22 protein-coding genes are annotated in these 21,061 nt (G+C 33.1%); 2 read left to right on the top strand and 20 right to left on the bottom strand.

What is annotated here, in order from left to right:
• Window positions 1–4 precede the first annotated feature (4 nt).
• From IRZ83_RS05805 to IRZ83_RS05775, 7 genes are all read right to left on the bottom strand, one after another.
• On the bottom strand, window positions 5–1,444 hold the full coding sequence (locus tag IRZ83_RS05805) for a nucleoside recognition domain-containing protein (RefSeq protein ID WP_029271179.1): 1,440 nt from the start codon (window positions 1,442–1,444) through the stop codon (window positions 5–7).
• 112 nt (window positions 1,445–1,556) lie between these two features.
• Complete coding sequence (locus tag IRZ83_RS05800) at window positions 1,557–2,630, bottom strand: winged helix DNA-binding domain-containing protein (protein ID WP_194567465.1); 1,074 nt, start codon at window positions 2,628–2,630, stop codon at window positions 1,557–1,559.
• An 83-nt stretch (window positions 2,631–2,713) separates the two neighbouring features.
• Window positions 2,714–3,427 carry a 3'-5' exonuclease gene (locus IRZ83_RS05795; RefSeq protein WP_194567463.1) on the bottom strand — a complete coding sequence of 238 codons (714 nt, stop codon included), beginning with the start codon at window positions 3,425–3,427 and terminating at the stop codon, window positions 2,714–2,716.
• Window positions 3,428–3,555: 128 nt separating this feature from the next.
• Window positions 3,556–4,032, bottom strand: a complete 477-nt coding sequence (locus tag IRZ83_RS05790; RefSeq protein WP_194567461.1) for a methylated-DNA--[protein]-cysteine S-methyltransferase — start codon at window positions 4,030–4,032, stop codon at window positions 3,556–3,558.
• Between the two features lie 150 nt (window positions 4,033–4,182).
• A complete protein-coding gene (locus tag IRZ83_RS05785) occupies window positions 4,183–5,007 on the bottom strand; it encodes an SDR family oxidoreductase (protein WP_194567459.1) in 825 nt (274 codons plus the stop codon).
• A gap of 247 nt (window positions 5,008–5,254) precedes the next feature.
• On the bottom strand, window positions 5,255–5,704 hold the full coding sequence (locus tag IRZ83_RS05780) for a GNAT family N-acetyltransferase (RefSeq protein WP_194567457.1): 450 nt from the start codon (window positions 5,702–5,704) through the stop codon (window positions 5,255–5,257).
• Complete coding sequence (locus IRZ83_RS05775) at window positions 5,689–6,591, bottom strand: LysR family transcriptional regulator (RefSeq protein ID WP_194567455.1); 903 nt, start codon at window positions 6,589–6,591, stop codon at window positions 5,689–5,691. Before IRZ83_RS05775 ends, IRZ83_RS05780 begins: the two co-directional genes overlap by 16 nt.
• 145 nt (window positions 6,592–6,736) lie before the next feature.
• Between IRZ83_RS05775 and IRZ83_RS05770 the strand changes: the two genes are divergently transcribed.
• Window positions 6,737–7,132 carry a rhodanese-like domain-containing protein gene (locus IRZ83_RS05770; protein WP_194567453.1) on the top strand — a complete coding sequence of 132 codons (396 nt, stop codon included), beginning with the start codon at window positions 6,737–6,739 and terminating at the stop codon, window positions 7,130–7,132.
• Window positions 7,133–7,307: 175 nt separating this feature from the next.
• Here the strand turns inward: IRZ83_RS05770 and IRZ83_RS05765 are convergent, their stop codons facing one another.
• From IRZ83_RS05765 to IRZ83_RS05745, 5 genes are read right to left on the bottom strand one after another with little or no spacing between them, the layout of a single operon-like run.
• Complete coding sequence (locus IRZ83_RS05765; RefSeq protein WP_029271164.1) at window positions 7,308–7,727, bottom strand: SRPBCC family protein; 420 nt, start codon at window positions 7,725–7,727, stop codon at window positions 7,308–7,310.
• Window position 7,728: 1 nt separating this feature from the next.
• Complete coding sequence (locus IRZ83_RS05760) at window positions 7,729–8,601, bottom strand: tetratricopeptide repeat protein (RefSeq protein ID WP_029271162.1); 873 nt, start codon at window positions 8,599–8,601, stop codon at window positions 7,729–7,731.
• 39 nt (window positions 8,602–8,640) lie between these two features.
• Entirely contained in the window at window positions 8,641–11,034 is a 2,394-nt protein-coding gene (locus tag IRZ83_RS05755; protein WP_194567451.1) for a M28 family peptidase, read from the bottom strand.
• A 10-nt stretch (window positions 11,035–11,044) separates the two neighbouring features.
• A complete protein-coding gene (locus tag IRZ83_RS05750; RefSeq protein ID WP_029271158.1) occupies window positions 11,045–11,392 on the bottom strand; it encodes a hypothetical protein in 348 nt (115 codons plus the stop codon).
• Window positions 11,389–12,918: a bifunctional GNAT family N-acetyltransferase/carbon-nitrogen hydrolase family protein gene (locus tag IRZ83_RS05745; protein ID WP_194567449.1), complete on the bottom strand. Its 1,530-nt coding sequence runs from the start codon at window positions 12,916–12,918 to the stop codon at window positions 11,389–11,391. Before IRZ83_RS05745 ends, IRZ83_RS05750 begins: the two co-directional genes overlap by 4 nt.
• A gap of 176 nt (window positions 12,919–13,094) precedes the next feature.
• On the opposite strand from IRZ83_RS05745, the gene IRZ83_RS05740 reads away from it, so the two are divergent.
• Window positions 13,095–13,427, top strand: a complete 333-nt coding sequence (locus IRZ83_RS05740) for a single-stranded DNA-binding protein (RefSeq protein ID WP_194567447.1) — start codon at window positions 13,095–13,097, stop codon at window positions 13,425–13,427.
• Between the two features lie 62 nt (window positions 13,428–13,489).
• Here IRZ83_RS05740 and IRZ83_RS05735 read toward each other — a convergent pair whose 3' ends face one another.
• From IRZ83_RS05735 to IRZ83_RS05700, 8 genes are all read right to left on the bottom strand, one after another.
• Entirely contained in the window at window positions 13,490–14,182 is a 693-nt protein-coding gene (locus IRZ83_RS05735; RefSeq protein ID WP_194567445.1) for a DUF2461 domain-containing protein, read from the bottom strand.
• A gap of 77 nt (window positions 14,183–14,259) precedes the next feature.
• Window positions 14,260–14,445: a hypothetical protein gene (locus tag IRZ83_RS05730; protein ID WP_029271150.1), complete on the bottom strand. Its 186-nt coding sequence runs from the start codon at window positions 14,443–14,445 to the stop codon at window positions 14,260–14,262.
• Window positions 14,446–14,524: 79 nt separating this feature from the next.
• Complete coding sequence (locus tag IRZ83_RS05725) at window positions 14,525–15,043, bottom strand: ferritin (RefSeq protein WP_029271149.1); 519 nt, start codon at window positions 15,041–15,043, stop codon at window positions 14,525–14,527.
• 93 nt (window positions 15,044–15,136) lie between these two features.
• On the bottom strand, window positions 15,137–16,573 hold the full coding sequence (locus IRZ83_RS05720) for a hypothetical protein (RefSeq protein ID WP_194567443.1): 1,437 nt from the start codon (window positions 16,571–16,573) through the stop codon (window positions 15,137–15,139).
• A gap of 214 nt (window positions 16,574–16,787) precedes the next feature.
• Window positions 16,788–18,266 (bottom strand): hypothetical protein, encoded by a 1,479-nt coding sequence (locus IRZ83_RS05715; protein WP_194567441.1) that lies wholly within the window; start codon window positions 18,264–18,266, stop codon window positions 16,788–16,790.
• 185 nt (window positions 18,267–18,451) lie between these two features.
• Window positions 18,452–19,588, bottom strand: coding sequence for an OmpA family protein (locus tag IRZ83_RS05710; protein WP_194567439.1), 1,137 nt, complete (start codon window positions 19,586–19,588; stop codon window positions 18,452–18,454).
• Between the two features lie 111 nt (window positions 19,589–19,699).
• Window positions 19,700–20,329 (bottom strand): chloramphenicol acetyltransferase, encoded by a 630-nt coding sequence (locus IRZ83_RS05705; RefSeq protein WP_194567437.1) that lies wholly within the window; start codon window positions 20,327–20,329, stop codon window positions 19,700–19,702.
• Complete coding sequence (locus IRZ83_RS05700; protein WP_194567435.1) at window positions 20,329–21,036, bottom strand: HAD family hydrolase; 708 nt, start codon at window positions 21,034–21,036, stop codon at window positions 20,329–20,331. Before IRZ83_RS05700 ends, IRZ83_RS05705 begins: the two co-directional genes overlap by 1 nt.
• Window positions 21,037–21,061: the final 25 nt, after the last annotated feature.

The following is a 21,061-nucleotide window of genomic DNA, read 5'->3' as shown; positions in this document are numbered from 1 at the left end:
TAATTTAAAAAAACCAAGTCGCCACAAAAATTGCCGTTATCACACAAATAAGATCTACCAAAAGCATTGTTCCCAGTGCATAACGCGTATTTTTGATATTAATCGAACCAAAATAAACCGCAATTACATAAAAAGTACTTTCGGCGCTGCATTGAAAAATACTGCTTAATCTTGCCGTTAAAGAATCTGCTCCAAACGTATTCATCGAATCGATTAAAAATCCGCGGGATCCGGCAGAACTAAAAGGACGAAGCATAGCAACCGGCAACGCATTTGTAATTTCTTTATTTACTCCCAAATTCGAAAAAACGAAAGCAATTCCATCGCTGATAATTTCGAATAAACCGCTGTTTCTGAAGAGCGAAATAGCAACTAACATTCCCAATACATAAGGAAAAATAGTAACTCCGGTTTTTACTCCGTTATTAGCGCCTACCACAAATGTTTCAAAAACTGTCGTATTTGCCTCAGTAAATTTCTTTTCGTTTATGAATGAAAAAATCAAGGTGAAGGCAATAATTCCAATTAATATTAGTCCAGAAAGATTAGAGGTAAAGTAATTTTTTCCAATTAAATCCAAATGATTTACATACATCAAAAGCCCAACAATTGCAGCTATTAATCCCATTAAAACGATAAGAAGAGAAGCACTTTTGAAGTTGATTTTTTGTTTAATTCCCACAATTAAAAACGCAGCAATAGTACCAATAAAAGAAGTAATGATACATGGAAGCATAACATCAGCAGGATTACTTGCGTTTGCAGCCGCGCGATATCCAATAATTGAAGTTGCGATTAGGGTTAAACCAGAGGCATGAAGACACATAAACATAATTTGCGCATCACTTGCCCTGTCTTTGTCTGGATTTATTTCCTGCAAACTTTCCATAGCTTTTAGTCCAAATGGCGTTGCAGCCGAATCCAATCCCAAGAAATTGGCAGCAAAGTTTAAAGTCATGTACGATATCGAAGGATGATTTTCTGGAATAGTTGGAAAAACTTTTACAAATACCGGACTCAAAGCTTTAGCTAATTTTCCAGATGCTCCAGAGATAATTAAAAGTTCCATTAAACCGCAGAAAAAAGCCAAATACGCAATAAGCGGTAAAATTAAATCGAGTAAAGTAGTTTTGCAGGTAGGCAATAAGCCGTCAGATTTTTGAAGCCCGCTGTAAACTTTTACGGTTTTGTTTTTAAAAACATAAGTTGTGTCAGCATTAAGAGTATCACGATTGATAGTCATGCTCTGATCTGGTGCTTTTTTAATACTGTCTTTAATAAAAGCAGGAAGCTGATCAATGTATTTTTCTGAGACTAAAACAGGATCATCTTTCTTGCCATTTAGTACAGAATCAATAGTATAAGTGTTGGCAGTAAATAAACTGACAGCAATAAAGAAAATTGAAGATATAAAAATCACTAACCAAAATCTGCTTAATACCATAATGCTAATATTTTTTGTAAATATAATTATTTAGCGATAGTATGCGCAAAGATTTTATTGATCAAACTAGAAGTATCTATTAGAAAACACAACATTTTAATGAAAAACCGATTTATTCAATAATGATTTTGGTTTCCAGATAATTTTCAAAAGCTTTGATTCCTTTAAACAAAACTTCTTTTTTATGTTTTTGGGTTTCGTTAAAAAAATCGGTTTCTATTTTTGCGTACTCTTTTTTGATGGTTCTTTTCCAAGTTCCAATAACTTTTCCATTTTCAAGAATAATGGGTTTGAAAATGCCGTTATTAGTAAAAGCTTTAGCTTGATACTCAACTAAAATTGAAGCTTCACGAGTTTTATAAGAAATTAAAATCTCATCAAATGCGGGTAGAAAGTGTACGCTTTCGCGGAAGTTGTCTTCATCAGAAAGTTGATTTCCAAAGTAATAAGTTTGATTTTCAATTGCAACAGAATTCAATTGCAACTCAATTGCATTAACTGCATTTTTGCAGGTTGTAGGCGGAAATCCGGACCACCACGAAAAGTCAAGAAGTGTAGCAGGGCCGTGACTTTCGAAATATTTGAGAGCTAATTTTGCAAGACCTTCTTCTTTAGTTAATTTAGATTTTGGTTTTAAAACTCGCTCTTCGAGTAAAGCATATGTAATTTGTTTGCCTTTCATTCTTCCATTACAAACCAAACCGTCAAGTTCTGCATTCATCATAATTGCAGCACTTAAAAAATCTGCAGAGGACGTTTTTTTAATATCGAGTTCCTGCATAATCTCGTCTCGTGTCAAATGATTGTTTCGGGCTAAAAGCTTTGCAATTTTAGAATTTGCCTGATCGAGTTTTTTGGCATCATAACCGTATTTTTTGCCCGCAGCAGCCGTGAATTTTTTCACTTGCGGAGCAGAAATATCCAGCATCCAGTAAATATCCTCAGCAGAAACAAAATGCCAAGTTGGACGCAGAATATGAGTTCGGATTATCTTTGCGGAATTTACAGCTTCTTCAATCTCTTTTTCAGTAGCGTTACAACGGGAACCAATTGCCCATTTTGCCATCGCATAATCCTGAGCCTGCATGGCACCTAAATGATGTACGATTTGTTGTGGAGAATTGTGATTCTTTTCAAGAAGTTTTTGTGCTGCAAGTCGATAATATGAAATTTCCTGATGCGTCATTTTCTAAACAATTTAAATTCTGGAATTTATAAGGAGCTAACCTTTGTACCTCTGCATCTTTTCGCTTTGTAACTTAAAAAAACTCATACATGAATAATCTCCTCATCAATCAGTAAATCTTCTCTGCGCAAGCGAAGAAAAATCTGTGCCACAGCAATTGTATCTTTTTCACAATAGGTTACAATTCGGTCAATATCTTTTTCGACGTAAAAAACATGTGCAACCTGACTTCCGTCAATATCGCCTTTTGGCGATGGGATGCCGAGAATCTTAGTCAGGAGTTTTAAAGAAGTAAAATGTTTGTAATCGCCAAACTTCCATAACTCTAAAGTATCCAAATGCGGAATTTCCCAAGGTTTTTTGCCGAATAAATTCAGTTTGTCTGGAATGGCAATTTGGTTGATAATCATACGGCGTGCAATAAACGGAATATCAAATTCTTTCGCATTATGCCCGCACAACAAATGTTGAGGTTGATTAAAATGATTATTCAGCAGATTATTAAAGTCTTTTAAAATCTTTTTTTCTTCTCCAAAAAAGGAAGTAACTCTAAAATTTCGAATATCACCTTTGATGGTGAAATACCCAACAGAAATACAAATAATTTTTCCGAACTCTGCCCAAATTCCGGCGCGGTCATAGAATTCTTCTGGCGTAAAATCGTCTTTTCGCTGATATTGTGTTTTATGATCCCAAAGCGATTGCATTTCCGCGTCAAGCAAATTGAAATTTTCTTCTTCGGGAACGGTTTCAATATCTAAGAACAGGATATTATTAAGATTTATTTTTTCAATCATATTTTTAATTTAAACACAGATTACACTAATTAGCACAGCTGTTTTGAGTAAAACAATTATATAGAATCTTCTATTTTGTAAATATAAAGCTATAATTTTAATTCGTGCAAATCTGTGAAATTTGTGTTTTAAAACAAACTCTGTTGTGTACTTGGATTTTCATGCTCGAGCAGCCATTTTTTGCGGAACAAGCCACCGGCGTAACCTGTTAAGGATCCGTTTGTACCAATAACACGATGACACGGAACTACAATCCAAAGCGGATTTTTTCCATTTGCGGAAGCAACCGCGCGAATTGCTTTTATATCGCCCAGTTTTTTGGTTTGGTCCATATAACTTACCGTTTTCCCGTACGGAATCTCCAATAAAGATTTCCATACTTTCTGCTGGAATTCTGTGCCTTTTGGATTTAGCCTTAAATCGAAATCGGTTCTTTTGCCTTCGAAATATTCATTTAACTGGGAAACAGCTTCTTTTAAAACTTCTGGAATTTCTTTAGAAACTTCGTTTAAACCAACATCTGAAACAGAAATAACAGCAATACCGTTTTCGTCTCCAATGATTTTGGTGATTCCTAAAGGTGAATTGATGTAAACTGTTTCCATTTTTTAACCGCAAAGGCACTAAGGTTTATCGCAAAGTTCGCAAAGTTTTTGTTTTAAACCATAAAAGTCGTGTATGTAAATTTAAGGTTTCGGAATTTACTGTTAATCCCGCAATGTTAGATTTAAATGAACTTATATCAATTATATGGTTTAATACTTATCTAACGTAAATTGAAAATTTAAATCAGATTCTAACTTTTCGCTTGAAATGGTTTTTTTGACATTCGATTTTTCAGAGTTGAATCTCGGTAAATCAAGATTTTGCAATTTCGCTTTTTGCGTATAATAGTCCTCTCTTGTGGGATGAAAAGGCGCAACAGCATTAAAAACTTCATTCCACTTTGCTTGGTTGATGATTTCTTCAATGATTCTGACACAATCATTTTGATGAATTAAGTTGACAGGCGCATCTGGATTTTCAAGATTTTCTTTGCCGGCTAAGAACTTTACAGGATGACGGTCTTCACCAATCAATCCGCCAAAACGAAGAATTGTAGTTTCAAAATTTTTATTTTTTTGAAGAATAGCTTCTGCCAAAAGCAATTGCTTGCCACTTTCAGTTTCTGGATTCGGAATCGTTTTTTCTGTAACCCATTCGTTGTCATCTCCATAAACAGAAGTCGAACTAACAAAAAGCACTTTTTTTATACTTGATTGCTCAATAAATGGAATCAAGGTTTGAATTTTTTCTACAAAGATTTTTTGTAATGAACTTGAAGAATCGGCATTATTTCCGCGCAATTTCGGTGGAATATCAATGATTAAAATTTCGTTTTCACCTAAAAAATCATTTATGTTTTCTGAAACAGATTCACTTTCAAGCACAACCAAAAATGGATTTATTCCAGCGTCTTTTAAAACAGAAAGTTTATTTTCCGAAGTAGTTGATCCGTTTACCGAATGTCCATTTTCAATTAATTTTTTTGCTAAAGGCAAACCTAGCCAACCACATCCTAATATGCTTATTTTGCTCATTTTTTGTTTTTTAGGTGAAAAGATACAAAAGATACAAAACATACAAAGGTACAAAGGTACAAAGGTGAAGGAGCAAAGTTAAGATTATGTACACAAACTTGTCATCCTGAGGAACGAAGGATCACACAAGTAGCTCCGCATACTAAATCGCCAATCGTTGTCGAGTTTCAAGTGCGATCCTTCGTTCCTCAGGATGACAAAAAACTCTGCTACTTTGCGAGATTAAATAACTCTTGTTTTAGTTATATCACAAATTCAAAGTAAACCGAACTTTGTCTTTTCCTTTTGCACCAATTCTATTATAAAATTTAATGGCTCTTTCGTTAAATTCAGGCGTTTGCCATTGTATGTTGATACAATTTTTGGCAATGCCAATTTGTTTTAGTTTTTCAATTAAAACTTCCCCAATTCCAAAACTTCTGGCACTTTCTTCCAAAAACAGACAATCCATGTAAATAAAAGTTACAGCGTCCCACGTTGAAAAGTCAAAAGTATATGAAACGTAGCCTACAATCTCTTTACCTTTGGCAACAACCAAGCAATATAATTTCGGATGTTCATCAAATAATGCTTTTTCTAAAAGTTCTTGTTTTCCTTCTGGAGAAAAAGAAGCTTTTTCGTATGCAGCATGTTTTTGGCATAAAACAACGAGCTTAGGCAAATCAGCCACTTCGCAGTTTCTTATTGAATATTCCATTGCAAGTTGATTTCGGTTTGTAAAAAAGTTATAAAATGATGAAAATAAGCCGGATATTCCTGATTGTCTCTAACTGCAATAAAATGCTTTCTTTTTAAACCGTTTTTGCCAATTTTAATCGCTTTTATGGGATTGTTTTTTAAATGTGGCAACAATGCCCATTTGGCCATCGACATTACCCCCATATCAGCCTTAACCATTTCTAGTGAAGCTTCGGTCAGCGGTAATGCCGTTATTTTTTTGGGAGTTACTTTGGCTGGAGCCAAAACAAACTGATGAATTGTTACGGTTTCCATCGGAAGTGAGTGAATTAGCAAATGTTCGTTTATAAAATCTTCAGCAACGACATACTTTTTGTTCGTCCAAGCATGATTTTCAGAAACGACCATAACAACTTCGTCCTGAAAAAGTTCTAAATATTTGATGTTATTATCATTAATCTGATCGCTGATAATCGCAATATCAATTGTGTTTTCAAGTAATTTTTGCAGCGGCATATGAGTGGCTTCGGTCACAATTTTTAAATCAACATTCGGATACAGCAAATGAAACTGCTTCATAACCGAAGGAAGCCAATGATAACTTGAAAAACATTCGGTACTAATTCTGATTTCGCCATGTTCTCCAAAAACCATTTGTTTAATCTGAGTTTCAGTTTGCGAAAGTTTGTCTAGAATTTCATTAGCCAATTCATAGATTTTTTCGCCAGCTTTTGTCAAAACCAGCTTTTTATTGGTTCTCAAAAAAACAGCAGTTCCCAATTGATATTCAGCTTCTTTAAGCTGATGACTCAAAGCCGATTGCGTCAAATGCAATTTGTCAATCGCTTTGGTAATGCTACCTTCTTCAACAATTGCTTTTATTAATCGTAAATGACGTATTTCCATTTTTTGAGAATTAGTATACAAAGGAACAAAATTTTAGAATGGCTTTTCTATGAAAAAAAGTAATCAAGTTGATGAATTCTTTTCGTTTTTATGGGAGTTATGGCTGCATTACTTTTGAAAAAACAAAATCATAAAAACTAAAAACATGGAAGCACAAATTAAACATTATGAAAACAAATTGGCATTTGAAATGGATCCGTCAGATTTGTTTGATGCCTTGAATAACGGAGAAAAAGTAATTGCTTTAGATGCAAGAAAAGTATTTGGATTTGAAGCTGAGCATATTCCAACAGCGATTAATATGCCGCATCGCGAAATGACGGCTGAAAGTACACAACACCTTGATAAAGAAGTTTTGTATGTAACCTATTGCGACGGAATTGGCTGTAACGCTTCAACAAAAGCGGCGTTGAACATGACAAAATTAGGTTTTAAAGTCAAAGAATTAATTGGCGGAATAGAGTGGTGGAAGTTTGATGGTTATGCAACCGAAGGAACAAAAGGGGTTAAATCTGGTTTAAAAATAGAATGTGCTTGTTAATAAAGGTTCAAAGTTGCAAAGTTGCAAAGGTACAGAGGTTCAGAGTTACAAAGATTAAAAAAGCATTATTCATAGTGCTTTTAATTTTTTAAGACAAGCCGAAAAACCTTTGCAACTTTGAACCTTTGTACCTCAACCTCTGTCCCTTTGTACCTTTGAACCTCTGTACCTAAATTTAAGATTCTATTAAAGCTTTTAAACTTTGAAGAATCGGGTTTTCTTCGCCTTGCGGTTCTTCTTGAACTGCGCCCGGACGATTGTCTTCCTGAATTATTTCGAGCTTGGTTTTCTGATTTTCTTCAGATAAAACATAGCTCATAATAAAATAATTTTCTGGTTTGTCTTCTAATTCCGGTCTCGGAAAAAACAAAGAATATTTGATTTTCTGATTCGGAACAACTTCTAAAACGGTTCCCCATTGTTCGAAAACCTGACCTTCCCATTCATTTCTAAACCTGATTTCATTGCCAACTTTCCAATCAGTAATCAAATCACTTCCATATTGCCATTGTTTAACCAGATCTGGCTGTGTCAAAGTTTTCCAAACTTTTTCACTGGATGCATTCAGGACGATTGTAGAAATATTAGTTGCCATATCATTCTAGTTTAATGTTGTTCTTTTCTGCTATTTTTTTGAACAGCTCTTCTTTATTTTCAGATTTCATTTTTTGATAAATGGCTCCCAAAAGCTGTTCAGAATCTTTTACATATTCTGATTTTTCACTTGTATAGATAATGTGAGCAATAAAAATATTGTCAAGCGCCTTTTCGTCATCATTTAGAAGAAAATAATTTTTTCCGGCACCAAAGTAACCCTCAGCATTATTTGGCTGATATTGAATTAGTTTTTCGTAATAACCAACAGCAGTTTTAAAATCTGATTTTAAGCTATACGCTGTTCCAATATTCATTAAGGCCATATCACCTTCTGGAAAAATTTCCAGCGATTTTTTATAATATTTTATGGCATTATCAAAATCATCTAATTGTCTATAGCAAACCGCGATATCATCAAGCGCCAAAACAAAATTTGGATCTTCTTTTAAGGAAAGCTGTAAACTTTCAATCGCCATTTTGTAATTCTTGTTGCGCATTAAATCTTTGGCAATTGTATACGAATTCTGTGCATTTTTATTTTTAGAATTCACATAAAAAGCGGCGCTTTTGTCTTTTGGTGCTTCAGGTACAAATTTCGGACAGTTTTTAATTACTAAATCTTGTACTTTTTGAATCATGCCCTGAATTCCCTCAACTGTATTAAGCGATTCTCTCACTTTTGGATCTTTGTCATTCAATATGATTTCCGACATTGAAGCGGTTAGACAATCTCTAAAAGCATTTTCGGTAATTATTCCTGAACTTTTACTTAAGCAATCGCACGATTTAGTTGCTATTTTCTCTTCGACAGCTTGCGCATATAAGGTTGGAAAGCTTGCAATTGCTATAAAAAGCAGGAATTTATTCTTCATATTAAAATTATAAACGTTTATTATTCAATGAAATTAAATTTATTGAGGCTTAACAGGTGATATCAAGCTGTCTTTTGCAATAATAGCACTGTCTTTTGCCACTGCTGCTGGTGCAAGCGGCGTTACTGGCGCTGTATATTTTTTTATTTTTTGATGAATTAAAACAGCATCATTCAAAACAAATGGCGTTGGCATCATCCAGTCGCTTCTTGGTTTGATTTGAAACAATGGATTAGTCATCAAATCGAAAGAACTTTCGATTAAATCCATATCAAAAACAGATGATTTGTTGATGTAGAAATCTAGGACCAAAGGCTCATTTCCAACTACATAATAGCATAGAATTTTCATTCCTTCTCGTTCCAGGCGATTTCCTTTTTCGCCTGAAGTTGAAACGCCGTTTGCCTTAAAGTTGAAAAACGTCATTTTAGGATTGGCAAAAATGTCGTAACGATTAACTTTTCGATTTGGCGTAATTTTTATTTTTAGATATCTATTATTTCCTATTACGCTGTCTTTTAAGAAAGCAATTGTCGGCTTAGGAACATCTACAACTGGCGCGATCGCACTGTACGTAAAACTTGAATTGTATTTGCTCGCTATTGGCAGACTATTTAAACCAACTGCTTTTTGATTTTTGTCACCTAAATAAGTTCTAGTCCATTCGTCTAAATTAACATCATAAGTAGTCCAAACTGCAGAGTTTGTGTTTGCATTGTAAACGTATAACAAACTATTTGATTTTGCTTTGCCAGGTTCGTAGCCAGAATTGTAACCGGCATAGATGAAAAAGGCTAGGGAAAATGCAAAAAACAGCATAGTCCAACTTCCCTTTTTAATAAAAGCTCCAAATATTGGAAGTAATAATCCGAAGAGCAAAACCGTCAAAATTGCACTTCCAAAAAGTATTTTTAATCCTAACCCAATAGGGAACATTACAATAAATGGCGCTATAATAGCCAAAGCCGGAATACTTAATATTAAGTTTAAGCCAAGACTGTAATGTGAAGTCAAAACATAAATTCCGAATAAAATAACTCCGAAATAAACAGGTATAATTAAGAAACCAGCTCCTGTTAAATTATTCGCTAAAAAAGCATTAATGACAATCCAAAGCAATAATGGCGATACAAAATGATTCATTGTCGCTCTTGTTTCAGAGAAATGATGATAAAACGCAAAACAAATAGCAATGCTTAACGTTACAAACGCTCCAATATAAGCATGGCCGTTATAAGTAAATCCGTTTAGTAAATCAGAATATTGAGGATAAGCTTCTAAAACTATTTTCCATCCTAAAAAAGTAACCAATCCGGCAATTATCAAAGAACCTAAAAGTGGCACAAAACCTCTGAAAATTTCTCTGAAAGTGATCATGTGTTTTGCTTTTCCAATAAAAATGAAAAGAATCAATAATCCTAACGCAATAATTGTCATTGGCATAACCCATGTAAAGGGATAACTTATAAAAGAAAACGGAACACTAAAATAAACATCGTCTTGTGTAGAATCTGTTGCGTTTAAATCGATATTCGAAAAATATTTTAATAAAGGCATTAAATACGTCCCCTGATGTGCAAGAGTCATTTTGTTTAAATGCTGTACGTCGTCTTGCTGTGTGTGGTAATTGTAATGTCCGTCTATAAAGGCAAAATTGAATCCCTGAATGTTTCCTTGTTTTCTAAAAACGGTCAAATCAGTATCGTTTGGAAGCATTTTGTAAATACTGTACATCAACGAATTTGAAACAGGATAAGCTGCTTTTGCTTTACTGAATTCTTTAACGAGCTCTTTATTTCCTTTGTTGGTTTCCATCAGCATGTAGCTTGGCCCAGAAGAACCTCTTGCTTCAAAATTGATAACCAAACCAACGTCTTTTGCCCAAGGATGTTTATTTACGAAAAGTGCAGCACCGTTTAAGCCTAACTCTTCAGCATCAGAAAACAAAATAATAATGTCATTTTTATGAGGTTGTTTCGCGTATAAAAATGCACGGATACCTTCGAGTATAGTAGCAACTCCAGAAGCATCATCACTTGCACCTTTAGAAAAAGAATGCGGAGCACTGTCATAATGAGAAAGCAGTAAAAGTGCTTTTGAGTTATTGGTTCCTTTTATTCTGGCCAGAATATTTTTTGATTTTACTAAAAGTCCTTTATCGTTTAAAGTAAATCCTTCTTGAGTTGAGGTTTCTAAACCAATTCGGTTTAGCTCAAGTTTTAAGTAATTTGCAACTAATTCATGATTGGTAGATCCCACATAATGTGGCTTTTGGGCAATAATTTCTACTTGATTTAATGCCCTTTCTGTAGAGAATTCAGCGAGTGCTTCTTCTTCTTTAGAAATATATTGAGGCATCATAGTGGCATAAATAATGCCGAGTATTGCTAAGACACAAATGAAAGCAAGAATTGAGGTGGGGTTTTTTTTCATGATGAATGGTCTATATTTCTTTTTTAACAAGCATAAAATAATCGTTGTCTAGAGAACGGTATCCTTGGTCATACAGGAAATAGTAGGTATTTCCTGTTTTCGTTTGCAAGATATTGGTAAAGAAATCAAAATCAAAACCTTTATTAATCATTTTATCCCTCGTTGCTTTCGATTTTCCTTCTGTATTTAATTCAGCCAAAATACGGTAATTTTTGCGTAATTTATTGTTTACATTGCGCATAAAATTAGTGCTGTCTTTGTTTATTTTATTATTGTAGGCATTTCGGCAGCTGTCTGAACAAAATTTCTTGTCTTCGCGGCCTACAAGTTTTTCGGAGCATTCCAGGCATGTTTTCATTGCTCAATTTTTTTTATTTCATATAAATCAGTTCTTCTGTCTTTTAATATTCGCACACTTCCATGTTCGTGAAGCTGTTTTAATAAATTCAAATCGACATCTACAATTAATGTCATTTCAGTATTTGGAGTAGCTTCGGCCTTAATTCCATTACTTGGAAAAGCAAAATCAGAAGGCGTAAACACAGAAGCCTGTGCATACTGAATGTCCATGTTATTTACTTTTGGTAAGTTACCAACACAGCCTGCAATTGCTACATAACATTCATTTTCGATTGCGCGTGCCTGCGAGCAGTGTTTTACGCGTGTATAAGCATTTTGAGTATCCGTTAAAAAAGGCACAAACAAAATATTCATTCCTTCGTTGGCCAATATTCGAGAGAGTTCTGGAAACTCGACATCATAACAAATTAAGATTCCAATTTTACCGCAGTCAGTATCAAAGGTCTTAAATTGTGATCCGCCTTTCATTCCCCAATGTTGAACTTCGTTTGGCGTGATGTGAATTTTGGTATACATTTCAGAAGTCCCGTCTCTTTTGCATAAAAACCCAACGTTGAAAAGATTACCGTTTTCTAAATGAGGCATGCTTCCGGTGATAATATTGATGTTGTATGAAATGGCAAATTCCTGAAAACGCTTTCTAATCGGGTCAGAATAACGGGCTAATTCACGAATCGCCTCAGCTTCAGATAAATGATTGTAATCGGCCATTAAAGGTGCAATGAAAAGTTCTGGAAACAAAGCAAAGTCAGCTCCATAACCAGAAACAACATCAATAAAAAATTCAGATTGCTCAAAAAATTCTTCTAAATTGTTTAATTGACGCATTTGCCACTGCACTAAGCCTAGGCGTATTACGCTTTTTTCAAGATTAATCAGTTTTGGACTTTCATCATAATAAACATTGTTCCATTCTAGCAAAACGGCAAATTCTTTTGATTCTTCGTCGCCTTCGAGGTAATTTTTGATAATTCTTAAAACGTGAAAATCATTGCTCAACTGAAAAGAAAGTACAGGATCATGCAATTCTTTATGTTTTACTTTATCAATGTAAACTTTTGGAGTCATTTTTTTTGCATGTTGAGAATAATTTGGAATTCTTCCTGCAAAAACAATCGCTTTAAGGTTTAATTGTTCGCAAAGTTCTTTACGCGTATCATATAAACGGCGGCCTAAACGCAAACCTCTATAATTTGGATGTATAAAAACATCGATACCGTACAAAATTTCCCCATTTGGATTATGGGTTGAAAAAGTATAGTCGCCTATAATTTGTCTGTAATTATGCCTTTTGTCTACTAATTTTTCGTCTACTATTAAGGATAGGGCAGAGCCTACAACAATGCCGTCGACCAATATTACAAGTTGGCCTTCAGGAAATATAGAAAGTAATTTTTTGATATCGTTAGGTCTCCAGTATGAATTCGCCATTTCTGGATACGATTCGACCATTGAATTTTTTAATTGCTGATAATCGTCGAACTCTAGATTTCGTAGTTCAACTTTATTAATTTTTGTCTGCATGTAGTAAGATTTGTGTTAAATATACGAAAAATTTTTCCATTTACAAACGTTTACAAATAGTTACAACCGAAAGTAAATAGATGTTAACCGAATATTTTCTGCCTTCCTTCACATCTTTGCACCGTTGAATTTGATAAACGAATTCAAATTATAAGCACATCTAAAAAATATACGCCATGAATGCAATGAAAAACAGAGTACAATTAATTGGAAAAGTAGGGAATGATCCAGAAATCAAAACATTAGAAAACGGAAAAAAATTAGCACAATTAACTATTGCAACACACGATTATTACAAAAACGACAAGGGGGAGAAAATAGAGCAAACCGAATGGCATCGTATTACTGCTTGGGGAAAAGTGGTTGAAATTATTGAAAAATATGTGGTAAAAGGCAAAGATGTTGCGATCGATGGAAAATTAACCCACAGAAGCTACGACGACAAAAACGGGGAAAAAAGATTTATTACAGAAGTTGTAGTCAATGAGATTTTGCTTTTGAGTAAATAATCAGAAAATTAAAGCCCGATAACTTGAGAAGTTATCGGGCTTTTTGTTTGAATCAGTTGTAATTATAAAACCGAAGCGCCATTAACATCGGTTGAAAGTACTTCGCTCATATAATCAAAAAAAGGCCTCATATTTTTACATGTTTCCAAAGCTTGTTTTAAAAAAATCGGACTTAAAACTTCTTCATCTGTAAAACGCTTAATAATCAAAAACTGTTTGTAACGAAGCAGATCGATAGCTTCATGATTTACATCAAAACCCTTTGGTGTGGTTTTAAGCTGTTCGCCCTGCAAAGTTCCAAAAGTGTTTACAAAAGATTTTGACTGCAATATTTTTCTAAATAATTCAGGATCTTGGGCAAATTCGTTTCTAATACGTTTTAAATCTCCAGCATTTGGTCCCCAAAAACCGCCGGCAAAAAAACTGTTTCCTTTTTCGAGATGAAAATAATAGCCGCCGCGTCTTGCGCTTGTTGCTCGTGTAAAACTGCCTCCCCAAAAAGTTTTAAAAGGAGTTTTGTCTTTTGCAAAACGAATATCACGATATATTCGGTACACACTTTTTTTTCCAGAGGGTGTTTCTAAAACATCGGTTTTAGAAAGTTCTTGAAGCAGCGCACCAGCAAAAGTTTCAATATGATTTAATTCTTTTAAGTATTCTGGCTTATTAGCTTCAAACCAAGGTTTGTTATTGTTTTCTTTAAGTAGAACCAAAAAATCAAGGCTTGATTTAGGTATAGTAATTGGGTTGTTCATAATTGAAAATTGATTCTTTAAATATCAGAAGAAACTAAAAACCCACCAAATATCTTGGTGGGTTTGTATATATTTTGTTAAGCCGTTTTTTTGAATAAGTCAAACATAGGACAACGCGAGCAACGTTTTTTTTCGCTTTTTTTATATTTCTCACAGCACGAAGACTTACAGTTTTCAATCTTCTTAATTTTATCAAGGATATCTTTGTTTTTCTTTTTCTTTTTATCCTTTTTCTTGTCCTTGTCTTTTTCTTTCTTGCTCAATTTTCCTCAGTATTAAAACAGAGGCAAATATAAAAGAATAAAAGTTATTTTTAAGTATTCTAAATAAACTTTAACTTTTTTATTTTGGATTAATTGCAATTGAACTTGTAACTGTTAATTGCTGAATATCACGATCAAACAAATAAAGTCCGCCTTTGTCATCGCCAATTAAGTTGATTTTATCTAAGATAGATTTAGCTGTAGCTTCTTCCTCGATTTGTTCAGATACATACCATTGCAAGAAATTATGAGTTGCATAATCTTTTTCTTCAAAAGTAATGTGTACCAATTCGTTGATAGATTCTGAAACAAAAATTTCATGACTGTACAGTGCTTCAAACATTTCTTTAAATGTAGAATAAGAAGTTTTAGGTGCTTTAAGATCTGTAACTTGAGCATGACCTCCACGTTCGTTCACATATTTTACTAGTTTGAGCATATGTGCACGCTCTTCATCTGACTGTGTGTACATAAATTGAGCGATTCCCTCTAATCCGTGTACTTCAGCCCAGCAAGCCATAGAAAGATAAGTTTGCGAAGATTCTGCTTCTATGCGAATTTGCTTGTTTAAAGCTGTTTCAATATTTTTTGATAGCATAATGATGTCTTTTTTGTAAAGTTAAAAAAAATAATTCAAACCATTTTTTTTAACCTAGAAACAAGCCACATTTGTATTAATTCTCAATAAAGATTAATTTCTGTTTAACGGAATAGATTTAGAAAATATCGCTTTATTCATAATTGGATTTCCAAAACCTTGATCCATAAAACCATCTGTAAATTTGCGCATAGTATAGCTTTTTGTATCTACGTCGTAATATCCTAAAATATAAAAATCGGTCAATTTAATAATACTCACCATTAAAATATTCTTACTATTGCTCATAAAATAGTTAAGATTATCAATTGCCAGCGGTTCAGCCTGGCTATTATTTATAAATTCAAAATCGGAGTTTAATGCAGCGTCAAAAAACACCATTTTGCTTGAATCCTGAATATTATTTTGCCCGTAATTGTAACTTATGCCAAATGATTGATAAGAAGCAAATCCACCGAAAGTAATAAACGTAATTTGCTTGTTTTTAAAAGCCGAGAGAGTTGCATTAACAGTCGATAATTGTTTCAAAAACTTACTGGTAGTTTTTAACTTCTGAGGTTTTTCTTCGTTTATCTGTAAAAACATAGGTGAATTTTTAAAACTGATGGTATCATTTTTTGTAACAGAAATGGTTTTTATGTCTTTACCGGAATAAAAATCTTTTATGCTGAACAAAAATTGCTCGCTGTTTGCACTAAGTTGATAAAGTTTGTTTTCTAGATAAAAAGAGTTTGTACTTTTTGATGCTGTTTGAGTAACAGGGGTATCAAAAATTTTCTCCGTAACTTCACTAGTCTGCAGATTTAGATTAAAAACTTGTGTATGATTTATGTTATAATCAAATGTTAGAATAATACGGTCATCGAACACATACATCTTGCTTTTCTTTTCGGTTTTATCTAAAGTAGAAAAATCGTCAGTTTCAATTTTTTCGATTGGGTAATGATATTGAACAAGTGCGCTAAACGAAAGATTTTGAGCTTTTTCATTTTTAAAAGAAAACGAGGTGAAATCGAACATTTTTATTTCACATTTATCGTTTCGGAATTCAAATAATAGCAAATGCTCCTGATCTTTTTCTTTTGACAGCACATAAAAGGCATTATTTTTTTGAAAAGATGTTATAATGTTTCCTGTATTTGCCGGAAAATCAAAATTCAAGGAGGTTGATTTTTTAGTTTCCAGATTATATTTTATTATACGGATACTTTTGTGGTTTTCAGAATCCCAATAAAGTGTTGGGTTTTCATCTTCACCAAAACTATAACCCATCAAAACCCTCTTTTTTTCAGCTCGGAGCGTGTCTTTGAATTGGTTCGCAAGAAACAGAGATTTATTAAACTTTAAAATATTGATGGCTTTATTATCAGAAGCAAAAACATAAACTTCATGAGTTTTTGTGTTTTCAGCATTAATAAGCTGGCCACTTTCTGCTGGCTTGCTCAAATTTAAAACAGAAGAATTTAATATGGTCTGGCTTATCAATATTGATTGCGAGAATAGAAGGAAGAAAAGCAGTAGTTTTTTCATTAGGATTTGCTCAGATATATTTTCAAAATTAATGAAATAAATGAGTTTTTGAAAAGGAAAATAAGAATACACAAAAACAATTTTCTATTTGGGGAATCATAAAAACAGTTTAATTTGTTTTAAAAAAAAACTCTTCTTGTTAAGCTTTTAATTTTTAGTACTCGTTTTGGATTGATACATTGGTGCTGATGAATTGAAGTTAATCCGAGTAAAGTCAACGCCTATTTTTTGAGAATGACTTCGAAAAACTAGACGGCGTATCGAGCGGGTCAATGGCATCGTCAGTTTCAAATCCATCCTGAAATTTTCGCATTATATATTGTTTTGTGCCTTTGTCATAATAACCTAAAATGTAGTAATCTTTAAATTTCATTATGCTTTGTAAGGTTACTTTTTTGTTTATATCTAAAAAATAGGAAATATTATCAATGGCAAGCGGTTGTGGTTCGGGGTTTACAAATTCATGATTATCATTCAGTTCAGTTTCAAAATAAACACTTTTTGAATGTATCTCAGCTGGATAACCGCCTTGGTAAAAATTGGCTTCTGGAAAATCTTGCGTGAAAGGATCATAAAAATTATTAAACATCGAAGAGGGTTTTTCTATTTCTGAAGCTCCTCCCAACATAATAAAAGTATTTTGATCATTTTTGAAAACAGATAAACCAATATCTAATTTAGATAAATGCTGTAGAAACACATTGGTTTTCTCAAATTCTTTTGGCTTTGCACCATCTCGTTCTAGAAAAAAAGATGAGATTTTAAAATTGATGTTTTCATCTTTAGAGACTTTAAAACTCTTTATAGTCTGATTTGAATTAAAATCTTTTATATCAAGAAACATTTGTGATTTATCAGCAGTTATCTGATAGAGTTTATTTTGGTGATAAAAAGAATTACTTACTATTTTGGGGTTTTGGATAATTGATTGTGTAAAGTTTTTTTCTTTTATTTCTTCACTTTCCATACTAATTTCAAATACCTGAGTTTTTTTAGGATTATAATCTAAGGTCAAAATAAATTTGTCATCCAGAACATAAAATTTACTCTTTTTCGCGCTTTTGTACAAAGAATTGTAATCACCAGCTTCAATTTTTTCAATTGGATTTTCTTTGATAAGCTGTGTGAAAGTTAATAAATGTGTGCTTTTATCTTGAAAAGTAAAGGGTGAGAAATCAAATATTTTTTCTTCAACTGTCCCGTTTTTAAAAGCGTAAACATTTAATGTTGGCTTAGAGACATCTTTTGAAAGAATGTAAAATGAATTGTTTTTTTGAAATATATCTACAACGTATTGATCTGCAGATGGAAAACTGAAATTCAAGACCTTAAAGGTTTTGCTTTCCAAATAATATTTAATAGCAAAAATGTAGCTGAAATCAAGTCTGGACCAATAAAGTGTTGGGTTTCCGTCTTCGCTAAAACTATATCCAATTAAATGCTTATCATCTAGATTTTTTATCGGAGCCTTGTATTGATCTGTTAGAAATAAAGAAGCATTGTATTTTAAAATCGAAATGTTTTCATTATCAGAAGCAAATACAAAAACCTCATGGGTTTTGACATTCTCTACATTTAGAAGTTCGTTATTAATCCCTGATATTTTTAGATCTAATGGATAAGAGTTCAATATCGTTTGACTAAACAATATAGATTTATAGAATAGAAGAAGGCAGAGTAATATTTTTTTCATACGTTTTTATGGACAAAAATCATTCCAAAATTATGATAGTTAATGATTTAGTAAATTATGAATTATCCAGATTAAACATTGTTTTTTAAATATTAAAAAGATAAGTTTTAATGATAATATAAAAACATATATAAAAAAAGCCCTAAAGGAATTTCCTTTAGGGCTTTTTTTTGTTTAGTTCAGAATTATTTTACTCTGAAAGTAACTCTTCTAGCTAATCTTCTAGCTTCTTCTGAATCTTTTTGGATAGATGTATCAGCACCTTTTGCTGCTACATTTAATCTTGAAGATGAAATACCCGCTTTTTCGAAAATAGTTTTTACGTTATTTGCTCTCGCAGTTGATAATTTTTCATTGTACTCAGAACTTCCAACTTGATCAGCGTAACCAATAATATCTAAAGAAGCTGATGGATGTTTTCTTAAATAACTTAAAACTACATCAATTGCAGCTGTAGAATTTTCGATTGGAGTTGCTTTGTTAAAGTCAAAATAAACACTGTAGTATTGTTCGTTGATCATTTCTTTGATAAGATCTTTGTCATTTACTACCGTATTGTTAACTGGTTTTTCTACGATTACTTGTTTTTCTGGCATATTTTTAACCATTGCTTCCAAATCAGCAATTTTGTTTTCTAGTCCAGAAACATCAGTATCTTGAGAAACTACAGTCCAGTCAGCATGTTTTGTGTTTTTTCCTAAGTAAACATTTAGTCCAACTGTTCCGTTAAAAACTAAGCCTGAAAACCCTCTGTTTTCTGGAACAATTACACCGTCAAAAGTTGCATCTTGTGAAGCATTCATAATCGTAGAAAAATCACCTGTTAAAGCAATTCTGTTTGATAATCTGATTTGACCTGTAATACCAGCAATAAAATTACCAACTCTGTCTTTTACATGTAAATCTTTATTTTCGATTTGGCCAACTCCAAAACCAGCATGTCCTAATAAACCAAATGTATTAGTCCAAGTTTCAAAATTCATGATTCTCCCTAAGTTTGCTACACCTTGTAAATCTACTCTGTAGTACTTAGTGTCGAAATCTTGAGAATTGTTTTTTCCTGTAAAGCTGTTATATCCAAAATCAGCTTTTAAACCAAATTTGTTGTTTAACATATAACGTACTCCAAAATCACCAACAAACGGACTTGGCGTCGAAGTAAAATAGTTAGAACTGAAAGGGCGTTGAGGTTTGTTTACCCCTCCATCTAATTCTATAGACCATTTGTTATAGTCATTCCCCGTGTTTTTTTCTTTTTCTGTTTGTGCATGAAGGTTTGTTAAACCTAGTGAAACCGCAAGAATAAATGCAATTTTTTTCATTGTAATTTGAGATTTTAAATTTTTCCCAAACCAACAATTATTTGTAAGAATTATTATCCAATAAAAGCCAAAAACGTAGCAAAATAAGGTTAATTGTAAAACTTAAAAAAATCAGCTATTCATTAAATTTTGAAAAATATCTACAAACTGGCCAACGTGTAAGCCGTCCATCAAACCATGATGAACATGAACAGACATCGCAATAGTTCTTTTTCCGGTTTCTGAAGTGATCATTTTTCCGAAAGAGATTTTAGGACAGCTATCTGGAAAAGTATAACTTCTTGCGTGAGAAAGTGAAGTAAAATTCAGCCACGGAATTGCCGAAAAATGAATCAGGTTATCGTTATCAAAAGATCTTGTAAAAAGTCCGCTTGTGTTTTGAATACGCTCAATTTCTGCTAAAGCTGTTTTCTCAAAGATTTTAAAATCGGGATTGTATTCAATTAAAGAAAATCCAAAAGTGCCGTCTTCACGGCCTATTGTTGCAGAAGCATCGACGCGTTCGTTAATGTAAATTTGGTCTTCTGAAATTCTATATTTAAAATTCTCAACTGAATTTACCGCGACTAATGTTTTATGAAGATAATAGATAAAGAAGGAAGCTTTCAAATTTTTAGCCGTTTGATAAGCTTGGGTACAATCAATTTCGACAGTTGCACCAAAAAATGGTTCTTCCATCTGTCTGAAATGCTGAAAGTGTTCTTTTCTATTCCAGTTTTCTAAGTCTAAAAGTGTTTTCATTATAATAAATTGTGAACGACTTCGGTAATTTTTTCGAAGGAACTAAAATGTTCATGTTCGACTTTGTGATTAATTTTTTCGTGCTCCCAAGTGGTATGAAACGGAATGTGAACGGCATAACCGCCAATTCCCAAAACTGGAAGAACATCTGATTTTAAAGAATTTCCGATCATCAAAAATTCAGAAGCTTGAATATCTAGACGTCCTAGTAATTTCTCATAATCGACTTCTTGTTTGTCTGACATTACTTCAATATGATGAAAATAATGCCCCAATCCAGAACGATGTAATTTGCTGTGCTGATCTTTCAAATCACCTTTTGTAGCAACGACTAATTTGTATTTTCCGTGCAGTGACTGTAAAGTTTCTTCGATTCCATCCAGCAATTCGATTGGTTTTTCAAGAAGTTCTTTTCCGTATTGAATAATTTTTTGAATAACTTCAATCGGAATTGTATTTTCTGAAATGTTCATCGCCGCTTCAATCATCGAAAGAATATAACCTTTAATTCCGTAGCCGTATAATGGCAAGTTGGCAATTTCGATCTTAAATAACTCCTGCGAAATTCCCTGATGCGAAAGATAATCTTCCATCAAGGCACAAAATTTATGTTCGGTTTCTTGAAAATATGGTTCGTTTACAAACAAAGTGTCATCAGCGTCAAATGCGATTACTTTTAAATTTGGTATTTTGCTTTTATGTAACATATGTTTTTTGTTTCAAGTTTTTGTT

This window comes from Flavobacterium sp. JLP (genome assembly GCF_015350755.1).
Lineage (GTDB): Bacteria > Bacteroidota > Bacteroidia > Flavobacteriales > Flavobacteriaceae > Flavobacterium.
Note: the sequence above shows the minus strand (reverse complement) of the source record. Positions and strands in the feature narration are given on the sequence as shown.

Excerpts from the sequence above, each read along its gene's own strand:
- IRZ83_RS05800 (WP_194567465.1), bottom strand. The coding sequence starts at position 2,630 with ATGACGCATCAGGAAATTTCATATTATCGACTTGCAGCACAAAAACTT.
- IRZ83_RS05780 (WP_194567457.1), bottom strand. The coding sequence starts at position 5,704 with ATGGAATATTCAATAAGAAACTGCGAAGTGGCTGATTTGCCTAAGCTC.
- IRZ83_RS05755 (WP_194567451.1), bottom strand. The coding sequence starts at position 11,034 with ATGAAAAAAAACCCCACCTCAATTCTTGCTTTCATTTGTGTCTTAGCA.
- IRZ83_RS05790 (WP_194567461.1), bottom strand. The coding sequence starts at position 4,032 with ATGGAAACAGTTTACATCAATTCACCTTTAGGAATCACCAAAATCATT.
- IRZ83_RS05705 (WP_194567437.1), bottom strand. The coding sequence starts at position 20,329 with ATGAAAACACTTTTAGACTTAGAAAACTGGAATAGAAAAGAACACTTT.
- IRZ83_RS05785 (WP_194567459.1), bottom strand. The coding sequence starts at position 5,007 with ATGAGCAAAATAAGCATATTAGGATGTGGTTGGCTAGGTTTGCCTTTA.
- IRZ83_RS05765 (WP_029271164.1), bottom strand. The coding sequence starts at position 7,727 with ATGGCAACTAATATTTCTACAATCGTCCTGAATGCATCCAGTGAAAAA.
- IRZ83_RS05760 (WP_029271162.1), bottom strand. The coding sequence starts at position 8,601 with ATGAAGAATAAATTCCTGCTTTTTATAGCAATTGCAAGCTTTCCAACC.
- IRZ83_RS05715 (WP_194567441.1), bottom strand. The coding sequence starts at position 18,266 with ATGAAAAAAATATTACTCTGCCTTCTTCTATTCTATAAATCTATATTG.
- IRZ83_RS05770 (WP_194567453.1), top strand. The coding sequence starts at position 6,737 with ATGGAAGCACAAATTAAACATTATGAAAACAAATTGGCATTTGAAATG.
- IRZ83_RS05805 (WP_029271179.1), bottom strand. The coding sequence starts at position 1,444 with ATGGTATTAAGCAGATTTTGGTTAGTGATTTTTATATCTTCAATTTTC.
- IRZ83_RS05775 (WP_194567455.1), bottom strand. The coding sequence starts at position 6,591 with ATGGAAATACGTCATTTACGATTAATAAAAGCAATTGTTGAAGAAGGT.
- IRZ83_RS05750 (WP_029271158.1), bottom strand. The coding sequence starts at position 11,392 with ATGAAAACATGCCTGGAATGCTCCGAAAAACTTGTAGGCCGCGAAGAC.
- IRZ83_RS05735 (WP_194567445.1), bottom strand. The coding sequence starts at position 14,182 with ATGAACAACCCAATTACTATACCTAAATCAAGCCTTGATTTTTTGGTT.
- IRZ83_RS05745 (WP_194567449.1), bottom strand. The coding sequence starts at position 12,918 with ATGCAGACAAAAATTAATAAAGTTGAACTACGAAATCTAGAGTTCGAC.
- IRZ83_RS05725 (WP_029271149.1), bottom strand. The coding sequence starts at position 15,043 with ATGCTATCAAAAAATATTGAAACAGCTTTAAACAAGCAAATTCGCATA.
- IRZ83_RS05740 (WP_194567447.1), top strand. The coding sequence starts at position 13,095 with ATGAATGCAATGAAAAACAGAGTACAATTAATTGGAAAAGTAGGGAAT.
- IRZ83_RS05710 (WP_194567439.1), bottom strand. The coding sequence starts at position 19,588 with ATGAAAAAAATTGCATTTATTCTTGCGGTTTCACTAGGTTTAACAAAC.
- IRZ83_RS05795 (WP_194567463.1), bottom strand. The coding sequence starts at position 3,427 with ATGATTGAAAAAATAAATCTTAATAATATCCTGTTCTTAGATATTGAA.
- IRZ83_RS05720 (WP_194567443.1), bottom strand. The coding sequence starts at position 16,573 with ATGAAAAAACTACTGCTTTTCTTCCTTCTATTCTCGCAATCAATATTG.
- IRZ83_RS05700 (WP_194567435.1), bottom strand. The coding sequence starts at position 21,036 with ATGTTACATAAAAGCAAAATACCAAATTTAAAAGTAATCGCATTTGAC.